General features: G+C 55.4%; 16 protein-coding genes. 7 read left to right on the top strand and 9 right to left on the bottom strand.

All coding sequences use genetic code 11. The features are described 5' to 3' along the window. Positions 1 to 498 precede the first annotated feature (498 nt). A complete protein-coding gene (locus HG66A1_RS31070; protein WP_145193358.1) occupies positions 499 to 1,479 on the top strand; it encodes an AraC family transcriptional regulator in 981 nt (326 codons plus the stop codon). 1 nt (position 1,480) lies between these two features. Here the strand turns inward: HG66A1_RS31070 and HG66A1_RS31065 are convergent, their stop codons facing one another. Continuing rightward, positions 1,481 to 2,497: an alpha/beta hydrolase gene (locus tag HG66A1_RS31065; protein ID WP_145193356.1), complete on the bottom strand. Its 1,017-nt coding sequence runs from the start codon at positions 2,495 to 2,497 to the stop codon at positions 1,481 to 1,483. A gap of 175 nt (positions 2,498 to 2,672) precedes the next feature. Between HG66A1_RS31065 and HG66A1_RS31060 the strand changes: the two genes are divergently transcribed. Further along, positions 2,673 to 3,422, top strand: a complete 750-nt coding sequence (locus HG66A1_RS31060) for an anthrax toxin lethal factor-related metalloendopeptidase (protein WP_197996897.1) — start codon at positions 2,673 to 2,675, stop codon at positions 3,420 to 3,422. Between the two features lie 257 nt (positions 3,423 to 3,679). Here the strand turns inward: HG66A1_RS31060 and HG66A1_RS31055 are convergent, their stop codons facing one another. The 7 genes from HG66A1_RS31055 to HG66A1_RS31025 all read right to left on the bottom strand — a co-directional run bounded on the left by HG66A1_RS31055 (position 3,680) and on the right by HG66A1_RS31025 (position 9,504). Further along, the gene (locus HG66A1_RS31055) at positions 3,680 to 4,204 is read right to left on the bottom strand and encodes a hypothetical protein (protein ID WP_145193354.1); all 525 of its coding nucleotides are present in this window, start codon (positions 4,202 to 4,204) and stop codon (positions 3,680 to 3,682) included. A 4-nt stretch (positions 4,205 to 4,208) separates the two neighbouring features. Then, complete coding sequence (locus HG66A1_RS31050; RefSeq protein ID WP_145193352.1) at positions 4,209 to 4,490, bottom strand: hypothetical protein; 282 nt, start codon at positions 4,488 to 4,490, stop codon at positions 4,209 to 4,211. Then, positions 4,490 to 5,221: a TIGR04255 family protein gene (locus HG66A1_RS31045; protein WP_145193350.1), complete on the bottom strand. Its 732-nt coding sequence runs from the start codon at positions 5,219 to 5,221 to the stop codon at positions 4,490 to 4,492. Before HG66A1_RS31045 ends, HG66A1_RS31050 begins: the two co-directional genes overlap by 1 nt. Positions 5,222 to 5,876: 655 nt before the next feature. Then, positions 5,877 to 7,187 carry an EDR1-related protein gene (locus HG66A1_RS31040; protein ID WP_145193348.1) on the bottom strand — a complete coding sequence of 437 codons (1,311 nt, stop codon included), beginning with the start codon at positions 7,185 to 7,187 and terminating at the stop codon, positions 5,877 to 5,879. Between the two features lie 41 nt (positions 7,188 to 7,228). Then, a complete protein-coding gene (locus HG66A1_RS31035; protein ID WP_145193346.1) occupies positions 7,229 to 8,212 on the bottom strand; it encodes a hypothetical protein in 984 nt (327 codons plus the stop codon). Positions 8,213 to 8,401: 189 nt separating this feature from the next. After that, positions 8,402 to 8,956, bottom strand: coding sequence for a hypothetical protein (locus HG66A1_RS31030; RefSeq protein ID WP_197996896.1), 555 nt, complete (start codon positions 8,954 to 8,956; stop codon positions 8,402 to 8,404). Beyond that, positions 8,956 to 9,504: a pyridoxamine 5'-phosphate oxidase family protein gene (locus HG66A1_RS31025; protein WP_145193344.1), complete on the bottom strand. Its 549-nt coding sequence runs from the start codon at positions 9,502 to 9,504 to the stop codon at positions 8,956 to 8,958. Before HG66A1_RS31025 ends, HG66A1_RS31030 begins: the two co-directional genes overlap by 1 nt. Positions 9,505 to 9,805: 301 nt before the next feature. On the opposite strand from HG66A1_RS31025, the gene HG66A1_RS31020 reads away from it, so the two are divergent. The 3 genes from HG66A1_RS31020 to HG66A1_RS31010 all read left to right on the top strand — a co-directional run bounded on the left by HG66A1_RS31020 (position 9,806) and on the right by HG66A1_RS31010 (position 15,930). Continuing rightward, a complete protein-coding gene (locus HG66A1_RS31020) occupies positions 9,806 to 11,098 on the top strand; it encodes a Gfo/Idh/MocA family protein (protein WP_145193342.1) in 1,293 nt (430 codons plus the stop codon). A gap of 75 nt (positions 11,099 to 11,173) precedes the next feature. Next, positions 11,174 to 13,717, top strand: coding sequence for a family 16 glycoside hydrolase (locus HG66A1_RS31015; protein ID WP_145193340.1), 2,544 nt, complete (start codon positions 11,174 to 11,176; stop codon positions 13,715 to 13,717). 131 nt (positions 13,718 to 13,848) lie between these two features. Next, positions 13,849 to 15,930, top strand: coding sequence for an ATP-dependent helicase (locus tag HG66A1_RS31010; RefSeq protein ID WP_145193338.1), 2,082 nt, complete (start codon positions 13,849 to 13,851; stop codon positions 15,928 to 15,930). Between the two features lie 2 nt (positions 15,931 to 15,932). Here the strand turns inward: HG66A1_RS31010 and HG66A1_RS31005 are convergent, their stop codons facing one another. Further along, positions 15,933 to 17,168 carry a class I SAM-dependent RNA methyltransferase gene (locus HG66A1_RS31005; protein WP_145193336.1) on the bottom strand — a complete coding sequence of 412 codons (1,236 nt, stop codon included), beginning with the start codon at positions 17,166 to 17,168 and terminating at the stop codon, positions 15,933 to 15,935. A 134-nt stretch (positions 17,169 to 17,302) separates the two neighbouring features. Between HG66A1_RS31005 and HG66A1_RS31000 the strand changes: the two genes are divergently transcribed. Then, on the top strand, positions 17,303 to 18,298 hold the full coding sequence (locus HG66A1_RS31000) for a TIM barrel protein (RefSeq protein ID WP_145193334.1): 996 nt from the start codon (positions 17,303 to 17,305) through the stop codon (positions 18,296 to 18,298). A gap of 608 nt (positions 18,299 to 18,906) precedes the next feature. Further along, the gene (locus HG66A1_RS30995) at positions 18,907 to 20,529 is read left to right on the top strand and encodes an arylsulfatase (RefSeq protein ID WP_145193332.1); all 1,623 of its coding nucleotides are present in this window, start codon (positions 18,907 to 18,909) and stop codon (positions 20,527 to 20,529) included. Positions 20,530 to 21,009: the final 480 nt, after the last annotated feature.

Raw genomic sequence — 21,009 nt, 5'->3', positions numbered from 1 at the left:
TCACGTCTGGATGGAGCGCGGCTGCAGAGAACGTGTGCGCGGAGGGACTGTTTCACAGGAAGGAGGGTGCTCACCTGTCTCAGGCCCTGGTGCTGGTTGGAAGCAGACTGCTGTTTGCTGACAGTTTCGGGAGAAACTGACAGGACAACGGATGTCAGCGCGAAATTCTCAGTCTTGCCACGTACCACTCTACTCGGAAAAAAAGAATCTGATATGCCTTATCAGACCGAAAGATTTCACTATCGGACATTCACATGCTGAGACATGGATTTGTTCTATCTTCCTGATAGATAGTGGCTTATGATGATTGCTCGTGGGCCACATGTTTACACCGGTTGGGATTATGTCTGATTTGACTATAATCAAATGTGCTCATAATTCTGAAAGATCAGGTTCCCTGAACTGGTTTGACAGAGGCACCCACGGGTGCAGCAACAGCTCAGGGAAATTGAATCGCGTTCGCAGAATTACGAACCAGAGAAGACGAGTCGGGCACCCATGCGTCAGGAATCTTCCATCAATCAAACGGAGCGACTGTCTCCTTTCATTCAACGTGAACTCTCTCCGGACGCCGAAAAGGCGGATCTGTCTTACTACCTCCCCTCCACGCGACCAAAGCGGATGGGATCGCTGAAACAGAGCTGGAGCTACCTGGCCTATTATCATCCAACGCCGGGGCCGTTCGCCCGGTTCACCTCCGGTCACTTTCCCGCGGGAACCACGACGCAGAAGCATAACCACGCGGTGATCGCCATGCATGGGAGTCTGCAGGGACCATTAACACTGCTCACCCCCGATGGCGGACAGGTGCTCGATTCAGGCGACTTCTGCATGATCGGGCCGGGCGTGGATCATCACTGGATGAACAGCGGCCCGCATACCGCTTCTACAATTGCATTCCTGGTCGATCCGGAACGACTGGGTGACTGGCCCGAAGATTCGGGAATGGCCGAGGCCTGTCATGATCTGCAAACGCTGGTGACCGGTGTGCATCCCCTCAGCTCCGCGGGAAACCCCGAACTGCAGCATGCGTTCTGGCGGATGGCCGATCAACTGGTTGCCGAACACTCACACTCGAAACTGGAAGTCGCCAGCAGTCTGATGTCGTTTCTGTCGCTGGTCATCGACTCCTTAAAACCGGCAGCTGCTGCCAGCAGTGAAGACGATATCGCGCTGCAGATCCGCCGACTGCTGTTGAACCGCGTGAATGACCGACTGACGATTTCCGAAGTCGCCGGGGAGTTACACGTGAGTCCGACGCTTGCGAAAAATGCGTTTCGGAAAACATACGGCTGCGGCATCATGGCGTACTTCAACGAAATCAAAATCTGGCAGTCGAAGCGGATGCTCTGTAATCCTTCGATGACGATTGACCAGATCAGCCGTAAGCTGGGCTTCTCTTCGCCCGCTTATTTCACGCGTACGTTTCGCAAGCTGACCGGCGAGACACCCAGCGATTTTCGCAGCAAACGCACCTGAGTCAGGGCAGGGATGGCGCCGGAAACAGTTCGCGGGTGAAATCGTCGTAGGCGTCTCTGAGTTTGAGGCGTGCTTCATACATCAGCCCGTTATGACTGCCCCGCTCGATGGTGACCAGCTGCTTGGGAATCCCGGTCTCCGAGGAAGCCGGTGCGGCGTCGAACAGTTTTTTGCCGAGCTTGTAAGGGACGATTTCGTCTTCGGTGCCATGGATGACCAGCAGCGGGCAGACGATGTTGGGGATGACTGACTGGCTGGGGTACTGATCCCAGAGCAGCCAGGAGACAGGCACCCAGGGATAGTGGTGCGAAGCGGCATCGACCATCGAGCTGAAGGTAGAACGCAGAATCAGCCCGGCCGGTGGCGTATGCTGTTCACAGAGTTCGCTGGCGAGTAAGGTGGCGACGCCGCCTCCCAGCGATTCTCCCATGAGGATGATCCGCCCCGGGTCGACCTTGCGTTCGCGGACCGCGTATTTCCAGAAGGCACGAGCATCGTTGAGTAACCCGGTTTGCGAGGGACTGCCCGGGTTTTCGGCGTAGCCCCGATAGTCAAAGGCGAAGACGTGCAGGTTCAGGCTGGCCAGCAGACGGCAGGTTTCCACGCGATGCAGACGATTGCCTCCGTTGCCGTGGAGCAGAATCACCACGGGGCGGCCTTTGGCCAGTTCCGCATCGCACTCCCCCTGGTCGGTACAGGCGACCTGTCCCGCGAGGTAGTGCCAGCCTTTGAGGTCCAGGCCGTCGTCGGTCGTGGTGGTGATTTCGTGGATGATGCCGTACGGGGCAGCGGTCTGATCTGTCGAAAGTTCAGGGACGCGGGTCGGCTGATAAATGAGCCGTCGCTGTGCGAGCATGAGTATGAGCATCGCGATGACATAAAACGCGAGCACCCGTGAGACATAATAAACGAGCATCTGTTTTCCGTTTTGCGGTTTATCCAGCAGGCCGCCGGGCAGCGACTGCCGCCAGGAGCGCGGAGGTTTCGGGGTCGATTCGGTCTGGGTTTCAAGATTCATGACAGGGCAACTCAAAGACGTTTCAGGAAGTGGACGCGTCTGAACTCATTTTAGACGTTCGTCTGTGGGATGCCAGTGGGAAAACCGGAAATCGGTTTTTGCGTTTCGTTCCTGCTGTGGAGCCATTAAAATCGAAACCTCTGTGATTCCTGCATTTAGAAAAAAGGGCCCTCTGATGCGGCATTGTCAAACTTTCTCGCGGACGGTTGCTGGCTGGCTGACATTGATTGTGGTGACTGTCGGTTGGAGCCTGGTATGTCCGCCGTTACTGGCGGACTCCCCTGCTCCGTCGTTTGATCCGGTGGAACGGGAAGTGGAAGGCTGGCAGGTGGACGTCGATCCTGCGTTGTTTTCCGAGCCGCATGCGCAGGTGGGAGCGCAGGCGCTCGCGGCGCTGGGGAACCACCTGCAGCGGGTGAAGTTCATCGTGCCTGCGGAACGGGTGAAACAGTTACAGGAGGTGCGGATCTGGCTGGAACTCAAGCACCCGCAACTGGACCGTATGCAGTACCATCCCAACCGGGCCTGGCTCGTGGCGAACGGACATGATCCGCGGCTGGCGAAGCACGTGCATATTCCGGTGGCCGCACAGTTGTTCGCCCGGAACATGTGGGCCCAGCATCCGTATGTGGTCCTGCATGAGCTGGCACACGCCTACCACGATCAGGTCTTGAGTTTCGATCAGCCTGAGGTGATTGCCGTTTACGATGCTGCGAAGGAAAACGGTCTGTATGAAAAAGTGCTGTCACACACCGGTCAGACGGTGCAGCACTACGGGATGAACAACCACAAGGAGTATTTCGCCGAGTCAACCGAGGCGTATTTCGGCGTGAACGATTTTTATCCGTTCGTCCGCGCGGAACTGAAGACGCACGACCCGCGGATGTTTGCGCTGCTGGAAAAGATCTGGGGCCCGGTACCGTGAATGGGTGGGGGCCTTTTAAACACAAGCAAGTGAATCAGAGGGTGGCCCCGAATAAAATTCGGGCCGAGCCGGGGTTTGAGATTTAGTTCTCTCCTACCATTCCTCGAAATATCGCTACTGACATCCGCTCATATTCGCGGGTTGTCAGATCTGATACGAAGTCGCTACGCTCTATGTAGTATCAGTTGAGTGTATGAATTATGTTGGGGGCAGAGTTTGCTAAGAATGGAAGTAGAAAAAATGAGCAGAGTTTAGGCTTATTTTTTCTTAAAGGATTCAATGCCAACTGGAAGTGCTACACGCATAAAGAACTTGGCGAACGCTTGTGACAGGTACTCAGTGTAGGGAGATACCAAGCATACTCTTTCAACATTATTAATTTCGATGAATTGCATTAAGTATTCTCTCGAAACGCTGACTACAGATTTAAAATCTACAATCAAATTCTCTTCGGGATCTTCATCATTGTCTGGAGAGGTTAGCATGCAACAAGCGTAGACATTGCCCTTCCGGATGTCTTCACGCATTTTGATATCTTTATAGTGCTGATGTATCTCGCATATTGCTCTCAACGAGTAGCATTTACAAAGTAATACTTCATTTACCTTACGATTTTCTAAGTCGCAACTCTGGGTAAGGATGATACAATCAGCCTTAATGATTTTCATCTCAGGTCTATCACTCCCCGTGGGAATGGAATCAAGCCTTGGAAAATCAAAATTGCGTATCAATTCCCCCTGTACCAGTGCAGTACCATCAGGCGTAGACCACCAAGCATTCATTGGCTTAGTCTTCGTCTGCTGCGATGAATTCCGCGACCCCACCATCCACAATATCCACCTCCAACTTGGCAACCACAACCTCTGGCATAGCCAGAGTTTCATCGTCATTGCCAGTGTATGTTCGCGCAAGTTCTTCTCCAGTATTTTTGCGTTGGCATTCTAAGCTGTTTACGAGGTCGAACAATTCTTTCCCTGCCTCGTGGCTCACGGCAACTGGAATAGTACTGCTTCGACGTACAGACGATGTGGTAGATGGAGGCAAGTCAACAGGTACACAGGGTGCCATTATTTAAACTCCTGCAAATAATCTTCTTTGAATGACTCTAAAAAGATTTGGTTTTTTTTATCTCTGAATTTATTGAACAATGCCCAGATTTCTTCTTCCGATTGCGGAATTTTATCATCTCTATAAACCTCGATATCGAGAATGAACGCTGCGCTATTTACAGACTCGGATTCAATCCTAGCGAGAGTCAAGGAAGCAAATGCATCGATGTCATTAAGACGGCTTACACATTTGATAAATATTTTGACCATTTGTTCTATTGAGTCCGGGGACTCTGGGTAAAAATTGAAGTACCTACTAATATCTGGGCAAGGTAGAGGTACTTCAACTTTATTGATAAAGCGTACAGCCAGCCTTGATATGTTTTCAGGCTCGACTGTTTCGCGATAAATATTCCATATTCTTTGAGCCTCGCTTTGAAATGGTTGCCAAGAATCATATGGCTTAAGCCGGCTAAATGCATACAACCCTTTGCAACTTTGATAAACGTTTTTTTTATCTTCACTCAGAAAAAAATAACCGCGGGTATCACTTGTTGTTGATGTATTTTGCCGATCTGCTGTGTGTTCAAGTGTTACCTTTGATTCAATTCGCTCTTGTTTATTTGGATAGGACGCCCCTAAGTTAACCTTTTCCAATTTTTTAAGACTAATATTATCTGCTGGCTCAACGTTAATGCTGATAATAGCTTCTGTAATTGGTGCATTCGAAAAATGCGGTGGTTCTTTCATTTCATTCCCAAAAGTCGTACTACGAAACAGAGAAAAGTTAAGTACACCTGTACCATAGACCGCACCAAAGAGTAAGCCGTTGTTTTGGAAAGGCTTAAGTATAATCTCGCACCAAGACGTTTAATTGTTGCCTACATTATATGTCAAATCAATATACATTAGGTAACTTATTTAGGATATTTTTGGCCTTGGCGGAGTACTATAGTAATCAAATTTACGCATTAATGCCAATGCACATTACGGCCTCACGGTGATCATAGATCAAAACATAAGCCTTTTCCCTACTTCAGATTGCGTCTATTTACTTACCGCTTAATATTGAACGAAACGGCGACAACGGGATCGACAGAGGTCGGTGTTCGCTTTCCGGGTTGTGCGCGAGCTCTGACAGTTTCCAGTTGTCTGTGACAACCCCGAATTGCATTCGGGGCCACCCGATCTTTTTTTCGAACGGTGCATACCAAAATCGTTTCAACCGGGGCTGATGTCCTGGGGCTGATTTGGCTTTCCGGCGGTCTACGTGCATGAAAACTGGGGCGATTGTTTTGTGCAGGATTGCATTCTCTAAGACCTCTTGCTCGCTGCGCTCGGCTCGAATTGCATTCGAGCCCACCCGGTGGAGGGGGGAGAGCTTTGGGGGGGCTCCTCTGAAGTATTATTCTGATTCGGTGGGGGGAGTCTCTGTCTCTGGTTCTTTCGTGCCGTACCAGGGTTTGTTGTCGATGGTCAGGTAGCGGGCGGTGATCGGGGAGCCGGTGGGGGTCAGTGGTTCGACGCGGCGGTGCATCACATCGACAATCAGACGTCGGCCGTCTTTGAGGTGCAGTTCGTTCCAGGCATGTCCGGCGTGGCGGGTGGCGTCTCCGTAGTTGCCGCGAACGAGGGCGACGTCGAGGCCCGCTTCATCGGCGAGGATCTTGAAGAGCAGCGCCCGATGTCGACAGACGCCGGCACCGCAGAGCTGGGTCACTTCGCCGATCAGGACGCCCTGGTTGGCGTACTCGTCTGTCAGCAGGACGACCGCTGCCATGGTGGCACGGTTCTGCTGATCCAGTGACATGCTCTGGTCAATGTACTGGGCGAGTTTCAGTGCCCGTTTCTCCGGCGGCAGCGACATGACCTCCTGGGAGCGGGCGTATTCCAGGTGTTTCTGCAGAGAGGGATCCCGCTGGCGGTCGACGATGATCAGTTCCCGACGGGAGCGGGTCTGTCCCCGGGGATCGACCTGCATGCCTCGACCGCCGTCAATGTAGCCGTCCAGGATTTTGAGCTGGGGAGCGATGTAATGTTGCGTGTGGTAATCGCGGGCCGCCTGTTGCTGTTCGGTTTTGAGGATGGGCCGGAGCTCGGCGGCACTCTGATAGCCGCGGAGCATCAGGTCCAGATACAGATCGGTGCTGCGGGGATTCGCCTGATGCAGTTCCACAGCGAGCAGGTTGGTGCCGGCCTTGAGGTTGTCAGCCGGGATTGTGAAGCGTTGATAGAGTCGCTCCAGCACGCCTCCCAGAGCATTGACGGCGGTGGTCTGGGGAGTGACCTGTCCGGCGGGCAGATTGTTGCGGGCGATCTCGGTGCCATTGAGGTAGACGACGACGCCGCCATCGCTGCGGATCAACAGGACCAGCTGGCGGAGGCCGGAGTCGGCGGGAACGGTAAAGGTGTGCCGGAAGTAGGCGGTGATCTGTCGGTGCTGTGGATCGGTGCCCACGCCTGCCGGTGTGTTGATTCCCGGTTCGCCAAAGCCGAGTGGTGCGGGGCCGGACGACCAGGGCTGGTCATCGAAAGTCGACAACATCCAGTCGGCCCGGGGCGGAGTGGCGTCGTCGTAATATTTCCAGATGCTGGCCTTGCCGGAAGGGATCAAGGTGACTTCCCCCTGTACGGGCAGCGCCTGCAGGCAGAGGCTGACCAGGAACAGCAGGCCGGTTAGGGGAAGGCGGATGTGTGGTGTGGAGATGATGCTCATCGTTGTTTCGCTGAAGCTGTTGTGAGTGAGAAAAGAGACTATTAGAGAATCATAATCTTGGACCAGTCCAGTGGGGTGTCGTCGATGGCACGAGGCGCTTTCTGCCTGGGCGGGAGATTGAGATCACTCCATTCGAGTTCGAGGTTGGAAATATTTTGGCCCTGGCTGCGGACGGTCGTCACGGAGGTGGGGACCCAGATCGAATCGACCTGTTCCCAGCTGACAGTGACCTCTCGAAACGGATGTTCGGGTTGCTTCTGTTTTTCGGGATATATCCAGCGCTTATGCGAGATCAGCGTAGAGCCCTGCCGTTCATTGAAACAGAGTTCGCTCACCACGATTCCGGGTTTTCTATTGATTGGGCAAAATCGTTTTAGTCTGACATAGAGGAGGCCAGCCGCTTTGTCTCTGGTGAGTTTGATTGAGTCTTTCTGATTCGTGGTACCTGTGAGCAGAAAGCCTTTGTACCAGAGGTCTGCTTCTCTCTGTGAATCGTACCAGTTTTGTGTGATATCAAACTGATTGAATCCAGAGTCTAGTGGATTCCAGTAATTGAGCGAACGGGGCGCTTTTAACTCGGGATCCCAGACACGGAGCGGGAAGGAAACCGTACTGGCAACGCCGTTTCTGAGCCAATACCGGATTCGCTCCAAGTCTGAAAGTTGGACATGAATTTCGTTTTGAGCATCGAAGCGGGTTGTTGACCAGCGTTGAGTTTGACTTTTCAGATCCAGTCGCCCCTCCAGTTTAAAAGTTTGCCGCAGGATGCGTGTTTCCGTTTTCCCTGCGGCCAACTTCTCGGTGTAAGACCATTGTTCTTCACCGCGGACCTTTACCCGGGCGGTGCGGAGTTGATCGCGGCGCGCCCGCCAGTCATTGAGGATCGACCGCCAACGCTCGAATTCAATGTGCTGCGGTTTTTTTGCTGTGAGGGGTGCCGATGCGGAGTCTGTCTCCGCCATCGCCAGTGGGATCCAGAGTAACTGAGAAACGACCAGAAAGAGAATCAGCCTAAGTTGTTGCATGGACCTGTGAACTTTCGTGGAACAGGGGCTAAACGAGCTTTGATCTGTCTGAATGTTTATCTGGTTGAGGGACGAAGGTCAAGGTGATTTGCGTGTAATTCATATTCGGGGGAGGTTGGACTGGGAAAGGGAACCGAGTGAGGAATCGGGGCTGGCGCTCGGCCCGAATTTGATTCGGGGTTACCCCGTTTATTGTTCTGTCACCGAATACACGGCAAAGATGCGATAGGGGCCTGGTTCGCAGTCTTTGAAAACGTCTGCGGACAAGAGGGTATATGCTTCCTCGAAGGTTTGCAGCAGGCAGTGGCGATTGACGGGCACGAGTTCTGCCATGAGGTTACAGGAAAGGCAGGAGCATTCCGGCACAGGGCCCAGGGAGAAGGTCACGATGTCGAAGCCTTCCAGCTGTTTTGTCGGGGGGACTTCGACGCGGGTGGGCAGTCCGTTGTCGACGGTGAAGGGTTGCCAGGAACCTGTTGCATGGTACTGTTGCTCAAAGACTTCGTAGTAGAACAGCTTCGTGCCCGTCAGATCGAGGCCCGCTTCCTCTGCCAGATCGAGGAGGACTGCGGGGGAGTTGAAGAGCCAGTAATTGTTGTGTTTCCAGAATTGAGTGTAGTCGCCGAAGTCGTCGGAGATGCAGTTACTGAGCGCGTAGATGTCCTCGACCTGAGTGTTGGCGAGCCAACTGGTCTCTGTCGCGACACGTTTGGCCAGATAGCCGGCGGGAACCATGCCGGGCATTACTGGTCTTGCAGGATGTGCGTGGGGATGCCGTCCAGGCTTTGCTGGTTTTTGTCGTGCCAGTATTGCTGGATGCCTGCGGTGCCCTGTTTGGTGGCCCAGGTTTTGAGCTGTTCGCGTTCTTCGACGTAATCGAAATAGGGGACAGCCATGCCGCAGGAGGTCTGGACCAGATCGACGTGCATATCGAAGACCTGGCGGGCGCCGGGGATCGGGGGGAAGTGGGCGGAGAGTTCCGTCCAGTCGCTGTCGTAGGGATGGATCACGCGGGCCTGTCCGTAGAGCCGGAGGATCAAAGGTTTGCCGGTGAAGGCACAGAACATGACGGTCATGCGGCCGTCCTGCTGGATGTGGGCCGAGGTTTCGTTGCCGCTGCCGGTCATGTTGAGCCAGATCACGCGGTTGGGGCCCAGGACGCGGAAGGAGTCCATCCCTTTGGGGGAGACATTGATGCGGCTGTCGGCGGTGGCAGTGCCGACGAAGAACAGCCGCTGGTCGTTGATGAAGTCGATCAGTTTTTCGGAGAGTTCGTTAAAACGTTGTCCCATGGTTCGTCTTTCACAGGGAAAAGGAGGTCAGCGGTCGTCGGGCGGGAGCATCATAGCAGAGGGACAATTCGAGGGCAAAATCGGTTCGGCGGGAGGCGGAACGCAGCGTGGTATTTATAAGTTTCCTTAAGTTTGGAAAGCATCAAATCTGCACAAAATGGGGCCAATTTCAGAGACGCACGCCGCCGGGACCATTACAATAAATGAAACAGCATCCCGCCTGTTTCCATCCTTTGGTACTCTCACAGAGACGACATACCCGAACTCAGCCTGTTCTCAGATGGCTTTTGAGGAGAAACCGATGACGAATTCCAGTGCGCTTAATCGTCGTGATTTTATTAAAACCGCTGCTGCCGCCAGCACGGTCTTTTCTGCCCCCCTGATCATTCCCGGCACCGCGCTGGGCCTGAACGGCACCGTTGCTCCCAGTGAGCGAATTATCCTGGGGGGAATCGGCATTCGTCGGCGGGGCGGCTACGTGCTGAGCCACATGCTCGAACAGCCCGATGTGCAGTTTGTGGCGATCGCCGATGTGCGTGCGGATCAGCGGAAGACCGTAAAGGAAATGGCCGACAAAGCCAACGGCGATCAGAAATGCGAAACCTATCGCGATTTTCGCGAGCTGCTCGCGCGGGATGACATTGACGCCGTGCTGATTGCCACGGGGGACCGCTGGCACGCGACCGCTTCAATGATGGCTGCGGAAGCGGGGAAAGACGTTTACTCCGAGAAGCCATGTGCGATTTCCATTGAACTGGCCCGCAAGCTGCAGCAGACGATTCAGCGTACCGGCCGTGTATTCCAGGCGGGGACTCAGCGGCGGAATGTGTCAAACTTCGCGCATGCGGCTCATCTGGCACAGTCCGGTCAGCTGGGGAAGATTCATACCGTGCATGCTTCGATCTACCAGTTGATCGATCGTCACGACTGGCTGCCTGCCGAACCCGAACCCGATCCGGAAGTGGTCGACTGGAACATGTGGCTCGGCCCTGCACCGTGGCGTCCGTATAACCATGCGTATGTAGATGGTGCCTGGCGCGGTCATTACGATTTCGATTCCGGGGCCAAGCTGCTCGACTGGGGCGCGCATACACTGGATATCTGCCAGTGGGCGCTGGAAGCGGATGACACGATGCCCGTGACCTATGAACCGATGGATGTGCCCAACGACAATGTGATTGAGTGCGTCTACGAAAACGGCGTGAAGCTGGTCATGCGGCGGAATGGCTGGATGGGTCTGGGAACCTGTCCGGTCCGTTTCGAAGGGGAAGAAGGCTGGGTCGAAACTGGTGACTCGGGACAGACGGCGGTTTCCTCGAACCGTTTGCGGGCCTCCCTGCCCTCGCCGAGTGCGATTCCGGGAACATCGCCCAAGTTCCATGTACGTGATTTCTTTAACTGTGTGAAAACCCGTTCGCAGCCGGCTGCGAATGAAGACGTGATGGCCCGTTCGCACATCGCCTGCCACGCGGCTGCGATTGCCTGGAAGCTGGGTCGCAAAGTCCAATTTGATCCGGTCAAAGAAGAATTCGTGAATGATGATGAAGCGAACCGCATGCGGAGCCGCGCCATGCGGGAGCCGTGGACCGTTTAGTCTACGCCGCTGACCGTCGTCATCCGTTTTCCTGAATCAGCTTTAACTACTTCAGCACTTGAGGGATCCTCACTCATGTTCTCGTTCAGATTCTGTCTGCTCACAATTCTTTCTGTCAGTCTGTTCTGTTCTGCCAACCTGGTTTCCGCCGCGGAGAAATCCGATTCGGAAGCAACCCGGCTGGTCAACGTTCTTAATTCCGATGCTTCCACTTACGATAAAGCGATGGCCTGTCGCCGACTGGCGGCGATTGGCGATGCGAAGTCGGTGCCTGCGATTGCCAAATATCTCGGTGATGAAAAACTGGCGACCTACGCCCGTTCGGCTCTGGAGAACATTCCTGCTGACGCTGCCGACCAGGCTCTGGAAGCGGCTCTCAAGTCGGTCAAGGGGGACCAGCTGGTGGGGGTGATCAACTCGCTGGCGAAACGGAGAGACAAAGGGGCAACCGCTGAACTGGCGAAACTGCTGGCGAATGATAATCCGAAAGTCGCGATTGCAGCAGCGCATGCCCTGGGGGCGATTGGTACAAGCGATGCGGCGGCTACGTTGAAACAATCGCTGGGAACCGACCGGGGTGCGGTGAAGCAGGAAGTCGCGTTTGCCCTGTTGATGTGTGCCCGTTCGCTGGCTGACAGCAACAAGGGAGAGGCAGTCGAGCTGACGGAAGTGGTGTTGCAAGCGGATCTGCCGGAGAACGTCAACCTGGCGGCGACGCAGCGGGCGATTGTGCTGCTGGGCAAGGACGGGTTCGACCTGTTAGCGAAAACACTCAAAGCCGACGACCTGGCGCGATTCCGGGCTGGTTTGCAGGCAGCGCGTAAGGTGGGACCGGAAGCGTCGACGACGTTAGTGGCCGTCTATCCGGAGCTGTCTGACGAGCGGAAGGGGCTCGTGATTGCCGCGCTGAGTCAGTCCAAAAATGCGAGTGCCCTGCCTTTGATTCAGCAGGCGCTGAAAAGTGACAGTGAAGCCTTACAACTGCAGGCAGTCCTCTCGCTGGGTGAGCTGGTGTCTGTGTTGAAGGCTGACGAACAGCTGCAGGTGCTCGGTGCATTGTTTGGAAAGCTCAAGCAGAGTCCATCTGCTCTGACCGAGGCGACTGCAGATACGATTGGAAAAATGAACGGCAGTCAAACTGCTGACAAAGTGCAGTCCGCGATTGAAGAGAGTACCCGGAAGCTGGTCGAGAGTGAGGCACTCTCTCAGCAACTGGCGGGGCTTCAGCTGGCCGGTGATTGTCGGCTGAGTTCGTTGACTCCCGCTGTCTATCAGCTGGTGGGTCACTCGAATCCGGAAGTCAAACAGGCTGCCATCCAGGCACTGGGGGGAACGACGTCTTCAGACGATCTGCCAAAGCTGATTACATTGGCGGTGAAGAATCCGGGTGATGCTGCGATCAGCGATGCCCTCAAAGCGGCCTGCTCCCGGTTGCCGCTCGAAGAGACGGCGCAGACGCTGGCACAGGCGATGGACGGGGCGTCGATTGAGCAACAGCAGCTGATCCTGAATCAGCTGGCAGCGATCGGCGGCGAGACCGCATTGAAAACCGTGGTGCAGGCGGCCCGTTCGAATGAGGATGCCTTACAGAACACAGCGACCGACCTGCTGGGCAAATGGGTGACGATTGATGTCGCACCGCCGCTGCTCGATCTGGCGCAGTCACTGGAGAATCGTAAGTATCAAATCCGTGCGCTGCGGGGATACATCCGCGTGGCCCGGCAGCTGAATATGACGCCGGCTGAACGGCTGGAAGTCTGTCGTAATACGCTCGCGAATGCGGAGCGGAACGATGAGAAGAAGCTTGTGTTTGAAGTGCTGCGGCGTTATCCGACTCCCGAAGCGGTCAACTTCACCATCAATCTGCTCAAGGAGAAAGATCTGAACGTTGCCGCGTCCGCGACGATTGTATCGTGGGCCGAACGGGGAACGCCGATCGAGAACACACTGCTGCGAGATGCGTTACAGCAGGTAATAACAACAACAGACAACGCGGGTCTCAAGCAGCGGGCAGAACAGCAGCTGGAACGGATCAGCGCCCAGGCGGCGCAGGAAGAGCAGGCACTCGGGTTTCAGCCGCTGTACGATGGGAAAACATTTAACGGCTGGCACGGGAACGAGGAGATCTTCCGGATTGAAGATGGTGAGATCGTCGCCGGCAGCCTGACGGAGAAGGTCAAGCAGAACGAGTTTCTGCGTTCGGATAAAGAGTACGAAGACTTCGAACTGATTCTGGAATTCAAGCTGCTGGGCGAGAAGACCAACGCGGGTGTGCAGATTCGTACTGCAGAGATTCCCGACGATCATGAAGTCAGCGGTTTCCAGGCCGACCTGGGGACCGGGTATTGGGGGTGTCTGTATGACGAATCGCGTCGACGGAAGATTCTGGCCGGTCCGCCCAAAGAGATTCGCGACCTGCCCGTCCGGATGAATGACTGGAACACGTATCGGATTCGCTGCCAGGGGCCACGGATTCAGCTCTGGATCAACGGAGTGCAGACGGTCGATTATGTCGAAGCAGACCCGCAGATTCCGCTGAAGGGGATCATCGCGCTGCAGATTCACGGGAACCTGGTGAACCAGGTGCACTATCGGAATATGCGTTTGCGTGAGCTGTAAACGAGCCTGAACGCAGGGAAAAACGGTCGTTCTGCACAATTTTGGCGGCCGCCCCTTGCGATCATCGTCTGTGCCGCGAAAATAGGGGTTGAGTTTCGTTTTTCACTTCGTTCGACCCCAATGAGGCACGGATGTCAGAGATTCCGCAACACATTGAAGACCTGTTCGCGCAGCTGAACCCCCAGCAACGGGCGGCGGCCTGTCACGATACCGGTTCGCTGTTGATCATCGCCGGTGCGGGAACGGGAAAGACGACCACGCTTTCACACCGGGTGGCCTGGCTGATTTCGCAGGGCATCGATCCGAGCCGGATTCTATTGCTGACCTTCTCCCGCAGAGCCGCGAATGAGATGGTCCGCCGCGTCGATGCACTGTTGCGGGCGATGGGCGATAGTCGCGAACATGCTGCCTCGGCTCGCTCACGGAGCATCTGGGGAGGTACGTTCCACTCTACGGCAGCGCGTCTACTGAGACGCTACGGTCAGTCGATCGGTCTGCCGGATGACTTTACGATCATCGATCGCAGCGACGCCGAAGACCTGATGAGCTCTCTACGGAGTGAACTCGAACTGGGAAACAACGTGGCCAAGTTTCCCCGCAAAGGGACACTGGTCGAGATTTACAGCCGTTGTGTGAATACCTGCCTCAAGCTGGAGCCGGTACTCGAACGGTATTACCCCTGGTGCCTGGAACATGTAGAGGCACTCAAGCAGCTGTTTCAGGCGTTCGTCGATCGTAAGGAGCAGCAGAACATACTCGACTATGACGATCTGCTCCTGTTCTGGCACGCACTCTCTTCCGATCCCGCGGGAGGTAAACTGCTGCGAGGTCAGTTCGAAGCGGTGCTGGTGGACGAGTACCAGGACACGAACGTATTACAGTCCGGCATCCTGAAAAATCTCTGTCCCGATGGCGCAGGTCTGACGGTGGTGGGCGACGATGCTCAGTCGATCTATTCCTTCCGGGCGGCGACGGTGCGGAACATTCTCGATTTTCCGGAAGAGTATCCGGGGACGACGGTGGTCACGCTGGAAGAGAACTACCGCAGCACGCAGCCGATACTGGCGGCGACAAATCAGATCATTGATGAAGCACATGAACGCTACGAGAAGAAACTCTGGTCGTCGAAGATTGCCGGCGAGCCACCGATTCTGGTGGACTGCAGCGACAATAACGAGCAGGCCGACTTCGTGGTGACGCAGGTACTCGAACACCTGGAGGCGGGCATTCCCCTCAATCAGCAGGCGGTGCTGTTCCGGGCTTCGCATCACAGCCTCGCGCTGGAAGTCGAACTGGCGCGGCGGAACATTGCCTATCATAAGTACGGCGGATTGAAGTTCATTGAAACGGCACACGTCAAAGACCTGATGGCGTATCTGCGACTGGCGGAGAACCCCCGCGATGCGGTTTCCGGTCTGCGTGTGCTGACATTGCTGCCGGGCATCGGTCAGAAGAAAGCGCAGCAGCTGCTCAACCTGCTGGCGGAATCCGGTTTTCGTTTTGATGCCTGGTCGGAGTTCAAACCACCGGCGGCGACGGTCGAGCACTGGCCTTTATTCATTCGGCTGATGAAGAACCTGTCATCGCCGCAGTCCGAGAAAAAAGGGATTTCGTCCGAAGTTCACCAGGTGCGGACATTTTACAGTCCCCTGCTCGATCAGCAGTACGACAACGGGCCGGCCCGCCAGCGCGATCTGGAACAGCTCGAGCAGGTCGCCAGCCGGTTCAGCAGCCGGATGAGTTTCCTGGAAGAGATCACGCTCGACCCACCCAGTTCGACGCAGGACATTGCGAATGACAGCAGTAAGACGGACGACGACTTCCTGGTGCTGAGTACGATTCATTCTTCGAAAGGACTCGAGTGGGACGCGGTCTATGTATTGCAGGCGGCGGACGGCAGCATTCCGTCTGAGATGTCGCTGGAGAGCAATGATGAGATCGACGAGGAACGTCGGCTGTTCTACGTGGCGCTCACGCGGGCGAAGAACTGGCTCTATGTCTGTTTCCCGCATCGCCAGTATTTCCAGAACCGTCGCTGGAACCAGGCACACAGTTACGCGCAGCTGACGCGGTTCATTTCTTCAAAGACGCTCCCCCTGTTTCAGCGGCGGCCTGCGTTTAACGCCGAGGATCTGGATACGCCCGAAGAGGCGCAGATCGAAACGACGGCCGAGGATATTCGCAAGAATATCCGTAATATGTGGTCCAGCTGACTTCAGTCGGCGGAGTCGGTTGTGTCGTCAGCGGGGGCGTCGGCGTCTGTTTCCGATGTAGACTCTGAATCCGTATTCGTCGCGTCGTCCCAGGGAGACCTTTTGCGCGGCGGGGGTGGCCCGGGAAACTGGTAATAGGTGCATTCGATGCGCCCGTTATACAGTTTGCGGCGGCGGGCCTTGCGGTCGAAGATGCGTTCGAAACCGGGATGCGAGGTGAGCACGTAGATCGACCAGGTATCCAGGGGCGCGAAGACCTCTTTCATCTGGCGGTAGATGACCTCGGCTTCTTCCTTTTCGCCGAGTCGTTCCCCGTATGGGGGGTTGGTGATGATGCAGCCGTACTTGCGGGGGGTGCTGAATTCGGCGACCGGCTGATCCTGAAAATGGACGAGCTCATCGACACCCGCTTCGCGGGCATGGTAGCGGGCCATGCGGATCATGCCGGGGTCGATGTCGTAGCCCTGCAGACGGAATGAGAGGGCGTCGAGGTCCTGCAGGTCACGGGCCTCTTCGCGGGCCTCACTCCAGAGTTCGGCGGGAATTTTGTGCCACTCTTCCGCGACGAAACTCCGGTTGAGTCCGGGGGCAGTGTTGGTGCCGATGAGGGCGGCTTCGATGGGAATCGTACCTGAACCACAACAGGAGTCGACCAGGGCACGTTCGTTGTTCCAGTAGCTGAGCTGGATCAGCCCGGCGGCGAGTGTCTCTTTGAGCTGGGCACCGGCTGTCAGCTTGCGATAGCCGCGCTTGTGCAGACCGGGACCCGTGGTGTCGATACAGAGCGTAGCGCGATCTTTGAGGATCGAGACGCTGACCGAGTACATGGGGCCGTCTTCGGGGAACCAGTCTTTGATGTAATGATCCTTGAGACGCTCGGCGATCGCTTTCTTGACCATCTTCTGTGAGTTTTTGGCGCTGTTGATTTTGGAGCGGACCGCGGTGGCCCGCACGGGGAAGCGTGCGGAGGGAGGCAGCCAGCGTTCCCATTCCAGGTCGCGGGTTTCGTCGAAGAGATCGTCGAAGTCGAGAGCCGTAAATTCGCCGAGGCAGATCAGGATGCGGTCAGCACTGCGGAGCCAGAGATTGCAGCGGCAGATCGCTGCTTTATCCGCCTGGAACATGACGCGACCGTTTTCGACCGTCTGGTCTTCGTAGCCCAGCTGCTTCAGTTCGCGGGCGACGACGGCTTCGAGGCCAAAGGTGGACGTGGCGATCAGGGTGAGCGGCTCAGACATGCGGACAGTGGTTCTTTTGGGATTTCAGTAAAACGGTCAATACCGGTAGAAAATGGGTCGAACGGTGATCATACTCTATATAAAGGTCTCCCTCGAATTCTACCCGACAACTGATCATAAAGAAGGTTTTCAACATGCGGAATACTCCCCACCCTCATAATCGGCTTCCCCGACGGGATTTTCTCAAACAGGCGTCTCTCTCGGCCCTGGCAGGCACCATGCTGGCCGGCGGCGCAGCGGAATCCGCGTCTGTGCAGGCGGGTGAGACGAAAAAAGAGAAGTCAGCGGACGGCTATCAACTGGGGGCGTTCACCAAGAGCTTTCAGGACATGCCGATTCCCGAGGTGTGTAAAGCGTTCAAGTCGATCGGCCTGGACGGCCTCGATCTGACCGTGCGGCCCAAGGGGCATATCCTGCCTGAGAATGCGGAGCAGGAACTGCCGTTAGCGTGTGCGGCGGCGAAAGAGGCGGGTGTGAAGATCCTGTTTCTGACGACGATGATTGAAGAGCCCGACAAAAACGCCGAACGGATTCTGGCGACCGCGCAGGAACAGGGCATCGACCGGATCAAGATCGGCTATTACCGCTACAAGCCGTTCGGCACGCTGGCGCAGCAGCTGAAAGAGACGACGAAGAAAATCGGCAACGTCGCGAAGCTGTGTCAGAAGTACGAAATTCTGCCCTGCGTGCACGTGCACTCAAATGCGTTTCTGCCTTCACACGGAACGCAGCTGTATCAGCTGATCCAGGATTACTCGCCGCAGGAAGTCGGGGCGTATGTGGATATGCTGCATATGGTCAAAGAGGGGAGCGGCGACGGCTGGCGGCAGGGCCTCGATCTGCTGGCTCCCTGGATCTCATTGTGTGCGGTGAAGAACTTTGCCTGGGAACGGGGTGAAGGCCGGGATAAGAAAGGCCATCAGAAATGGGAAGTCAAAACGGTTCCCGTGGCAGACGGCATTTCACCGATTCCTGAATACGTCGATGTACTGCGGAAGCTGGGTTACGAAGGGATCTTCTCGCTGCACAGTGAGTACAAGGGCCGGCACAGCTGGAAAGAGTTGAGCACCCAGGAATGCCTGGACCAGACGGCCGTCGATGCGAAGTATTTCCGATCGCTGTGGTCGTAGGTTTGAACCAAGAATTGTATGGAATTGATGACTACCACGGACGGCACGAAAAGAATTCTGAGGTAGGGGCAGGCCTGTGTGCCTGCCCGCCTGTTGGGCCACGTGATTTTATTTAAGGTGTGGATGGAACCTGTGAATGGTTCGAGTTTCTGACAGCAAATTCGTCGAACTGCGGGCGACCACGCAGGGTCGCCCCTACCGCGGATCTGGTTTGTATCACGTCTTTTCTATAACGGATTAGATGAACCACGAAAAGCACGAAAGACACGAAAACAAAAAACAGGGGGTGGCCCCGAATGTAATTCGGGCCGAGCGTAGCGAGCAGGAAACACACAGTGTGATCTGCGAACTGTTGAAAGAAACTGTGACACAGGAAGCAACAGAGGTCGGAGATTGCTTACCCGTTCGTGATCGTGCTCTGACAGTTTCCTGTTGTCTGCGACAACCGTGAATTACATTCGCGGTCACCCGGTTTCAATTCTTATTGATTTGGAATATGGTATTAGACTCCAACTGTGCGGCAAGGCGCTACCCGTCGGTTGTGTGTGACAAAGCTGTTGATATTACCGGTGGTTAGCGCCATTCCGCTCAGGATGGGGTGCCTGTTTATGGTTCGGTTGATCTTTACTGCTCTGACCTGTCTGGTCGTCTGTCTGACTATTTTGACGACTGATGCGGCGCAAGCCGAGCGGCCGAATATCATTCTGATCATGGTCGACGATATGGGTTTCTCCGATCTCGGCTGTTACGGCAGTGAGATTGAAACGCCGAACATCGATGCCCTGGCGGCGGGGGGCGTGCGGTTCTCGCAGTTTTATAATTCGGGACGCTGCTGTCCGACGCGGGCGACGCTGATGACGGGACTGCATCCGCATCAGACAGGAATTGGCTGGATGACGAATCCGCCAAATCAGACGCGGGGTTATTCCAAACCGCCGGCTTACCAGGGGTATCTGAATCGTCAATGTGTGACGTTAGGAGAGGTGCTGGGGACAGCCGGCTATGCGACTTACATGGCGGGGAAATGGCACCTGGGATTTAACGACCAGGATCGCTGGCCTTTGCAGCGGGGGTTCGAAAAATATTTCGGTTGTGTATCGGGGGCGACGCGGTATTTCCATCCGGTAGCGCCGCGGGGGATGACGTTCGGCAACCAGGATATCGAGAATCCGGAGAGCACGACGGATCGTCCGTTTTATACGACTGATGCCTTCACCGATTACGCGATTCGTTTTCTCAAGGAGCATCAGGAAAACGCAAAACAGAAAACGGATCCATACTTTCTGTACCTGGCGTATACGGCGCCGCACTGGCCGCTACAGGCGCATGAGGAGGAGATCAAAAAGTATCGCGGCAAATACCGGATCGGCTGGGATGAACTCCGTCAGCGCCGGCTGGCCAAACAGAAACAGCTGGGGCTGATCTCTGAAGACACCAGGCTTTCGCCCCGTGATGCAGAGGTGCCGGCCTGGGAGACATTGAAGCCTGAGAAGCAGGACGAGATGGATCTGAAGATGGCGATTTATGCAGCGATGATCGATCGGATCGACCAAAACATCGGCAAGCTGGTAGGCTGGCTCAAGGCGCATGATCAGCTGGACAACACGCTGATTCTGTTCCTCGCGGACAACGGGGGTTGTGCCGAAGGGGGAATTCTTGGTCGGGGTGAGTTCCGGGATGTCGAGAAGCGGAACCAGGAGCACAGCAACAGTTACGGGAAAGCGTGGGCGAATGCTTCCAACACGCCTTTTCGGCTGTATAAGCATTTCGCGCATGAGGGGGGAACGTCGACGCCGTTCCTGATGCACTGGCCGGCACAGATTCAGCCGCGCGCCGAGTGGTACACGAGCCCGGCACAGCTGATTGACGTGATGCCGACGTTGCTCGATGTGGCGGGAGCCGACTATCCGGAAACGTTCGCCGGCAACAAGATCCACACGCTGGATGGCATTTCACTGCGTCCGGCGCTGACGGGAAAACCGCTGGAACGGGGGCGACCGATCTTCATCGAGCATGAGAGTAACGCGTTCGTGCGTTTCGGTGACTGGAAGCTGGTGGGACGGGGTGTATCGCCGGCCAAGGGGTATCAGCCACAGAAGTGGGAGCTGTACGATGTGAAAGCGGATCGCACGGAACTGAATGACCTGGCGGAACGGAGGCGCGCGGTGGTGGATGATCTGAAGTCACAGTGGGAGGCATGGGCGAAGCGTGTGGGGGTTTATCCGAAGTGAGATGGACCGTGAAAGGGTTTGCTTCCATGAATTTATGACTACCACGAAAGGCATGAAAAACACGAAAGAAATTTCTTGTTGGCGCTGGTTGTGTGGTTGGATGCTGATCAGTTAATGCTGATTTCTTTTTGGCCATAACACGGTCCGGTTCCTGCTTGCTGCGATCGGTCTGAATTTTATGCGGGCTCATCCCTGCTTTTTCTGAGCGGCAAGGTGCCAGGTAGCGTTTCTTAATTCGGATGATATATAGCAAAGACGTTTCAACCGGGGCTAACGCCCTGCGGCTAATTTTCTTTTCTGCTGTTGAAGTCCTGAAAACAAGAGTAACAGCATACCCTCGGCCACGGTGGATACTGACATAGCTAACGCTGTCGACCTTATGATCACGTAGAAAACTATTAAATAAACGCTACCTAGCCGCCGGTAATTTTAGCGACGCTGGAGATAGTACCGGTGGCTAGCGCCATTCCGCTCACTTGT

Source organism: Gimesia chilikensis (genome assembly GCF_007744075.1).
GTDB classification, from domain to species: domain Bacteria; phylum Planctomycetota; class Planctomycetia; order Planctomycetales; family Planctomycetaceae; genus Gimesia; species Gimesia chilikensis_A.
Note: the sequence above shows the minus strand (reverse complement) of the source record. Positions and strands in the feature narration are given on the sequence as shown.

What these genes read in the sequence shown, in the direction of transcription:
- HG66A1_RS31050 (WP_145193352.1), bottom strand. Translation starts at nt 4,490, where the DNA reads ATGGCACCCTGTGTACCTGTTGACTTGCCTCCATCTACCACATCGTCT.
- HG66A1_RS31065 (WP_145193356.1), bottom strand. Translation starts at nt 2,497, where the DNA reads ATGAATCTTGAAACCCAGACCGAATCGACCCCGAAACCTCCGCGCTCC.
- HG66A1_RS31025 (WP_145193344.1), bottom strand. Translation starts at nt 9,504, where the DNA reads ATGGGACAACGTTTTAACGAACTCTCCGAAAAACTGATCGACTTCATC.
- HG66A1_RS31055 (WP_145193354.1), bottom strand. Translation starts at nt 4,204, where the DNA reads ATGAATGCTTGGTGGTCTACGCCTGATGGTACTGCACTGGTACAGGGG.
- HG66A1_RS31070 (WP_145193358.1), top strand. Translation starts at nt 499, where the DNA reads ATGCGTCAGGAATCTTCCATCAATCAAACGGAGCGACTGTCTCCTTTC.
- HG66A1_RS31020 (WP_145193342.1), top strand. Translation starts at nt 9,806, where the DNA reads ATGACGAATTCCAGTGCGCTTAATCGTCGTGATTTTATTAAAACCGCT.
- HG66A1_RS31040 (WP_145193348.1), bottom strand. Translation starts at nt 7,187, where the DNA reads ATGAGCATCATCTCCACACCACACATCCGCCTTCCCCTAACCGGCCTG.
- HG66A1_RS30995 (WP_145193332.1), top strand. Translation starts at nt 18,907, where the DNA reads ATGGTTCGGTTGATCTTTACTGCTCTGACCTGTCTGGTCGTCTGTCTG.
- HG66A1_RS31045 (WP_145193350.1), bottom strand. Translation starts at nt 5,221, where the DNA reads ATGAAAGAACCACCGCATTTTTCGAATGCACCAATTACAGAAGCTATT.
- HG66A1_RS31000 (WP_145193334.1), top strand. Translation starts at nt 17,303, where the DNA reads ATGCGGAATACTCCCCACCCTCATAATCGGCTTCCCCGACGGGATTTT.
- HG66A1_RS31060 (WP_197996897.1), top strand. Translation starts at nt 2,673, where the DNA reads ATGCGGCATTGTCAAACTTTCTCGCGGACGGTTGCTGGCTGGCTGACA.
- HG66A1_RS31035 (WP_145193346.1), bottom strand. Translation starts at nt 8,212, where the DNA reads ATGCAACAACTTAGGCTGATTCTCTTTCTGGTCGTTTCTCAGTTACTC.
- HG66A1_RS31030 (WP_197996896.1), bottom strand. Translation starts at nt 8,956, where the DNA reads ATGCCCGGCATGGTTCCCGCCGGCTATCTGGCCAAACGTGTCGCGACA.
- HG66A1_RS31005 (WP_145193336.1), bottom strand. Translation starts at nt 17,168, where the DNA reads ATGTCTGAGCCGCTCACCCTGATCGCCACGTCCACCTTTGGCCTCGAA.
- HG66A1_RS31015 (WP_145193340.1), top strand. Translation starts at nt 11,174, where the DNA reads ATGTTCTCGTTCAGATTCTGTCTGCTCACAATTCTTTCTGTCAGTCTG.
- HG66A1_RS31010 (WP_145193338.1), top strand. Translation starts at nt 13,849, where the DNA reads ATGTCAGAGATTCCGCAACACATTGAAGACCTGTTCGCGCAGCTGAAC.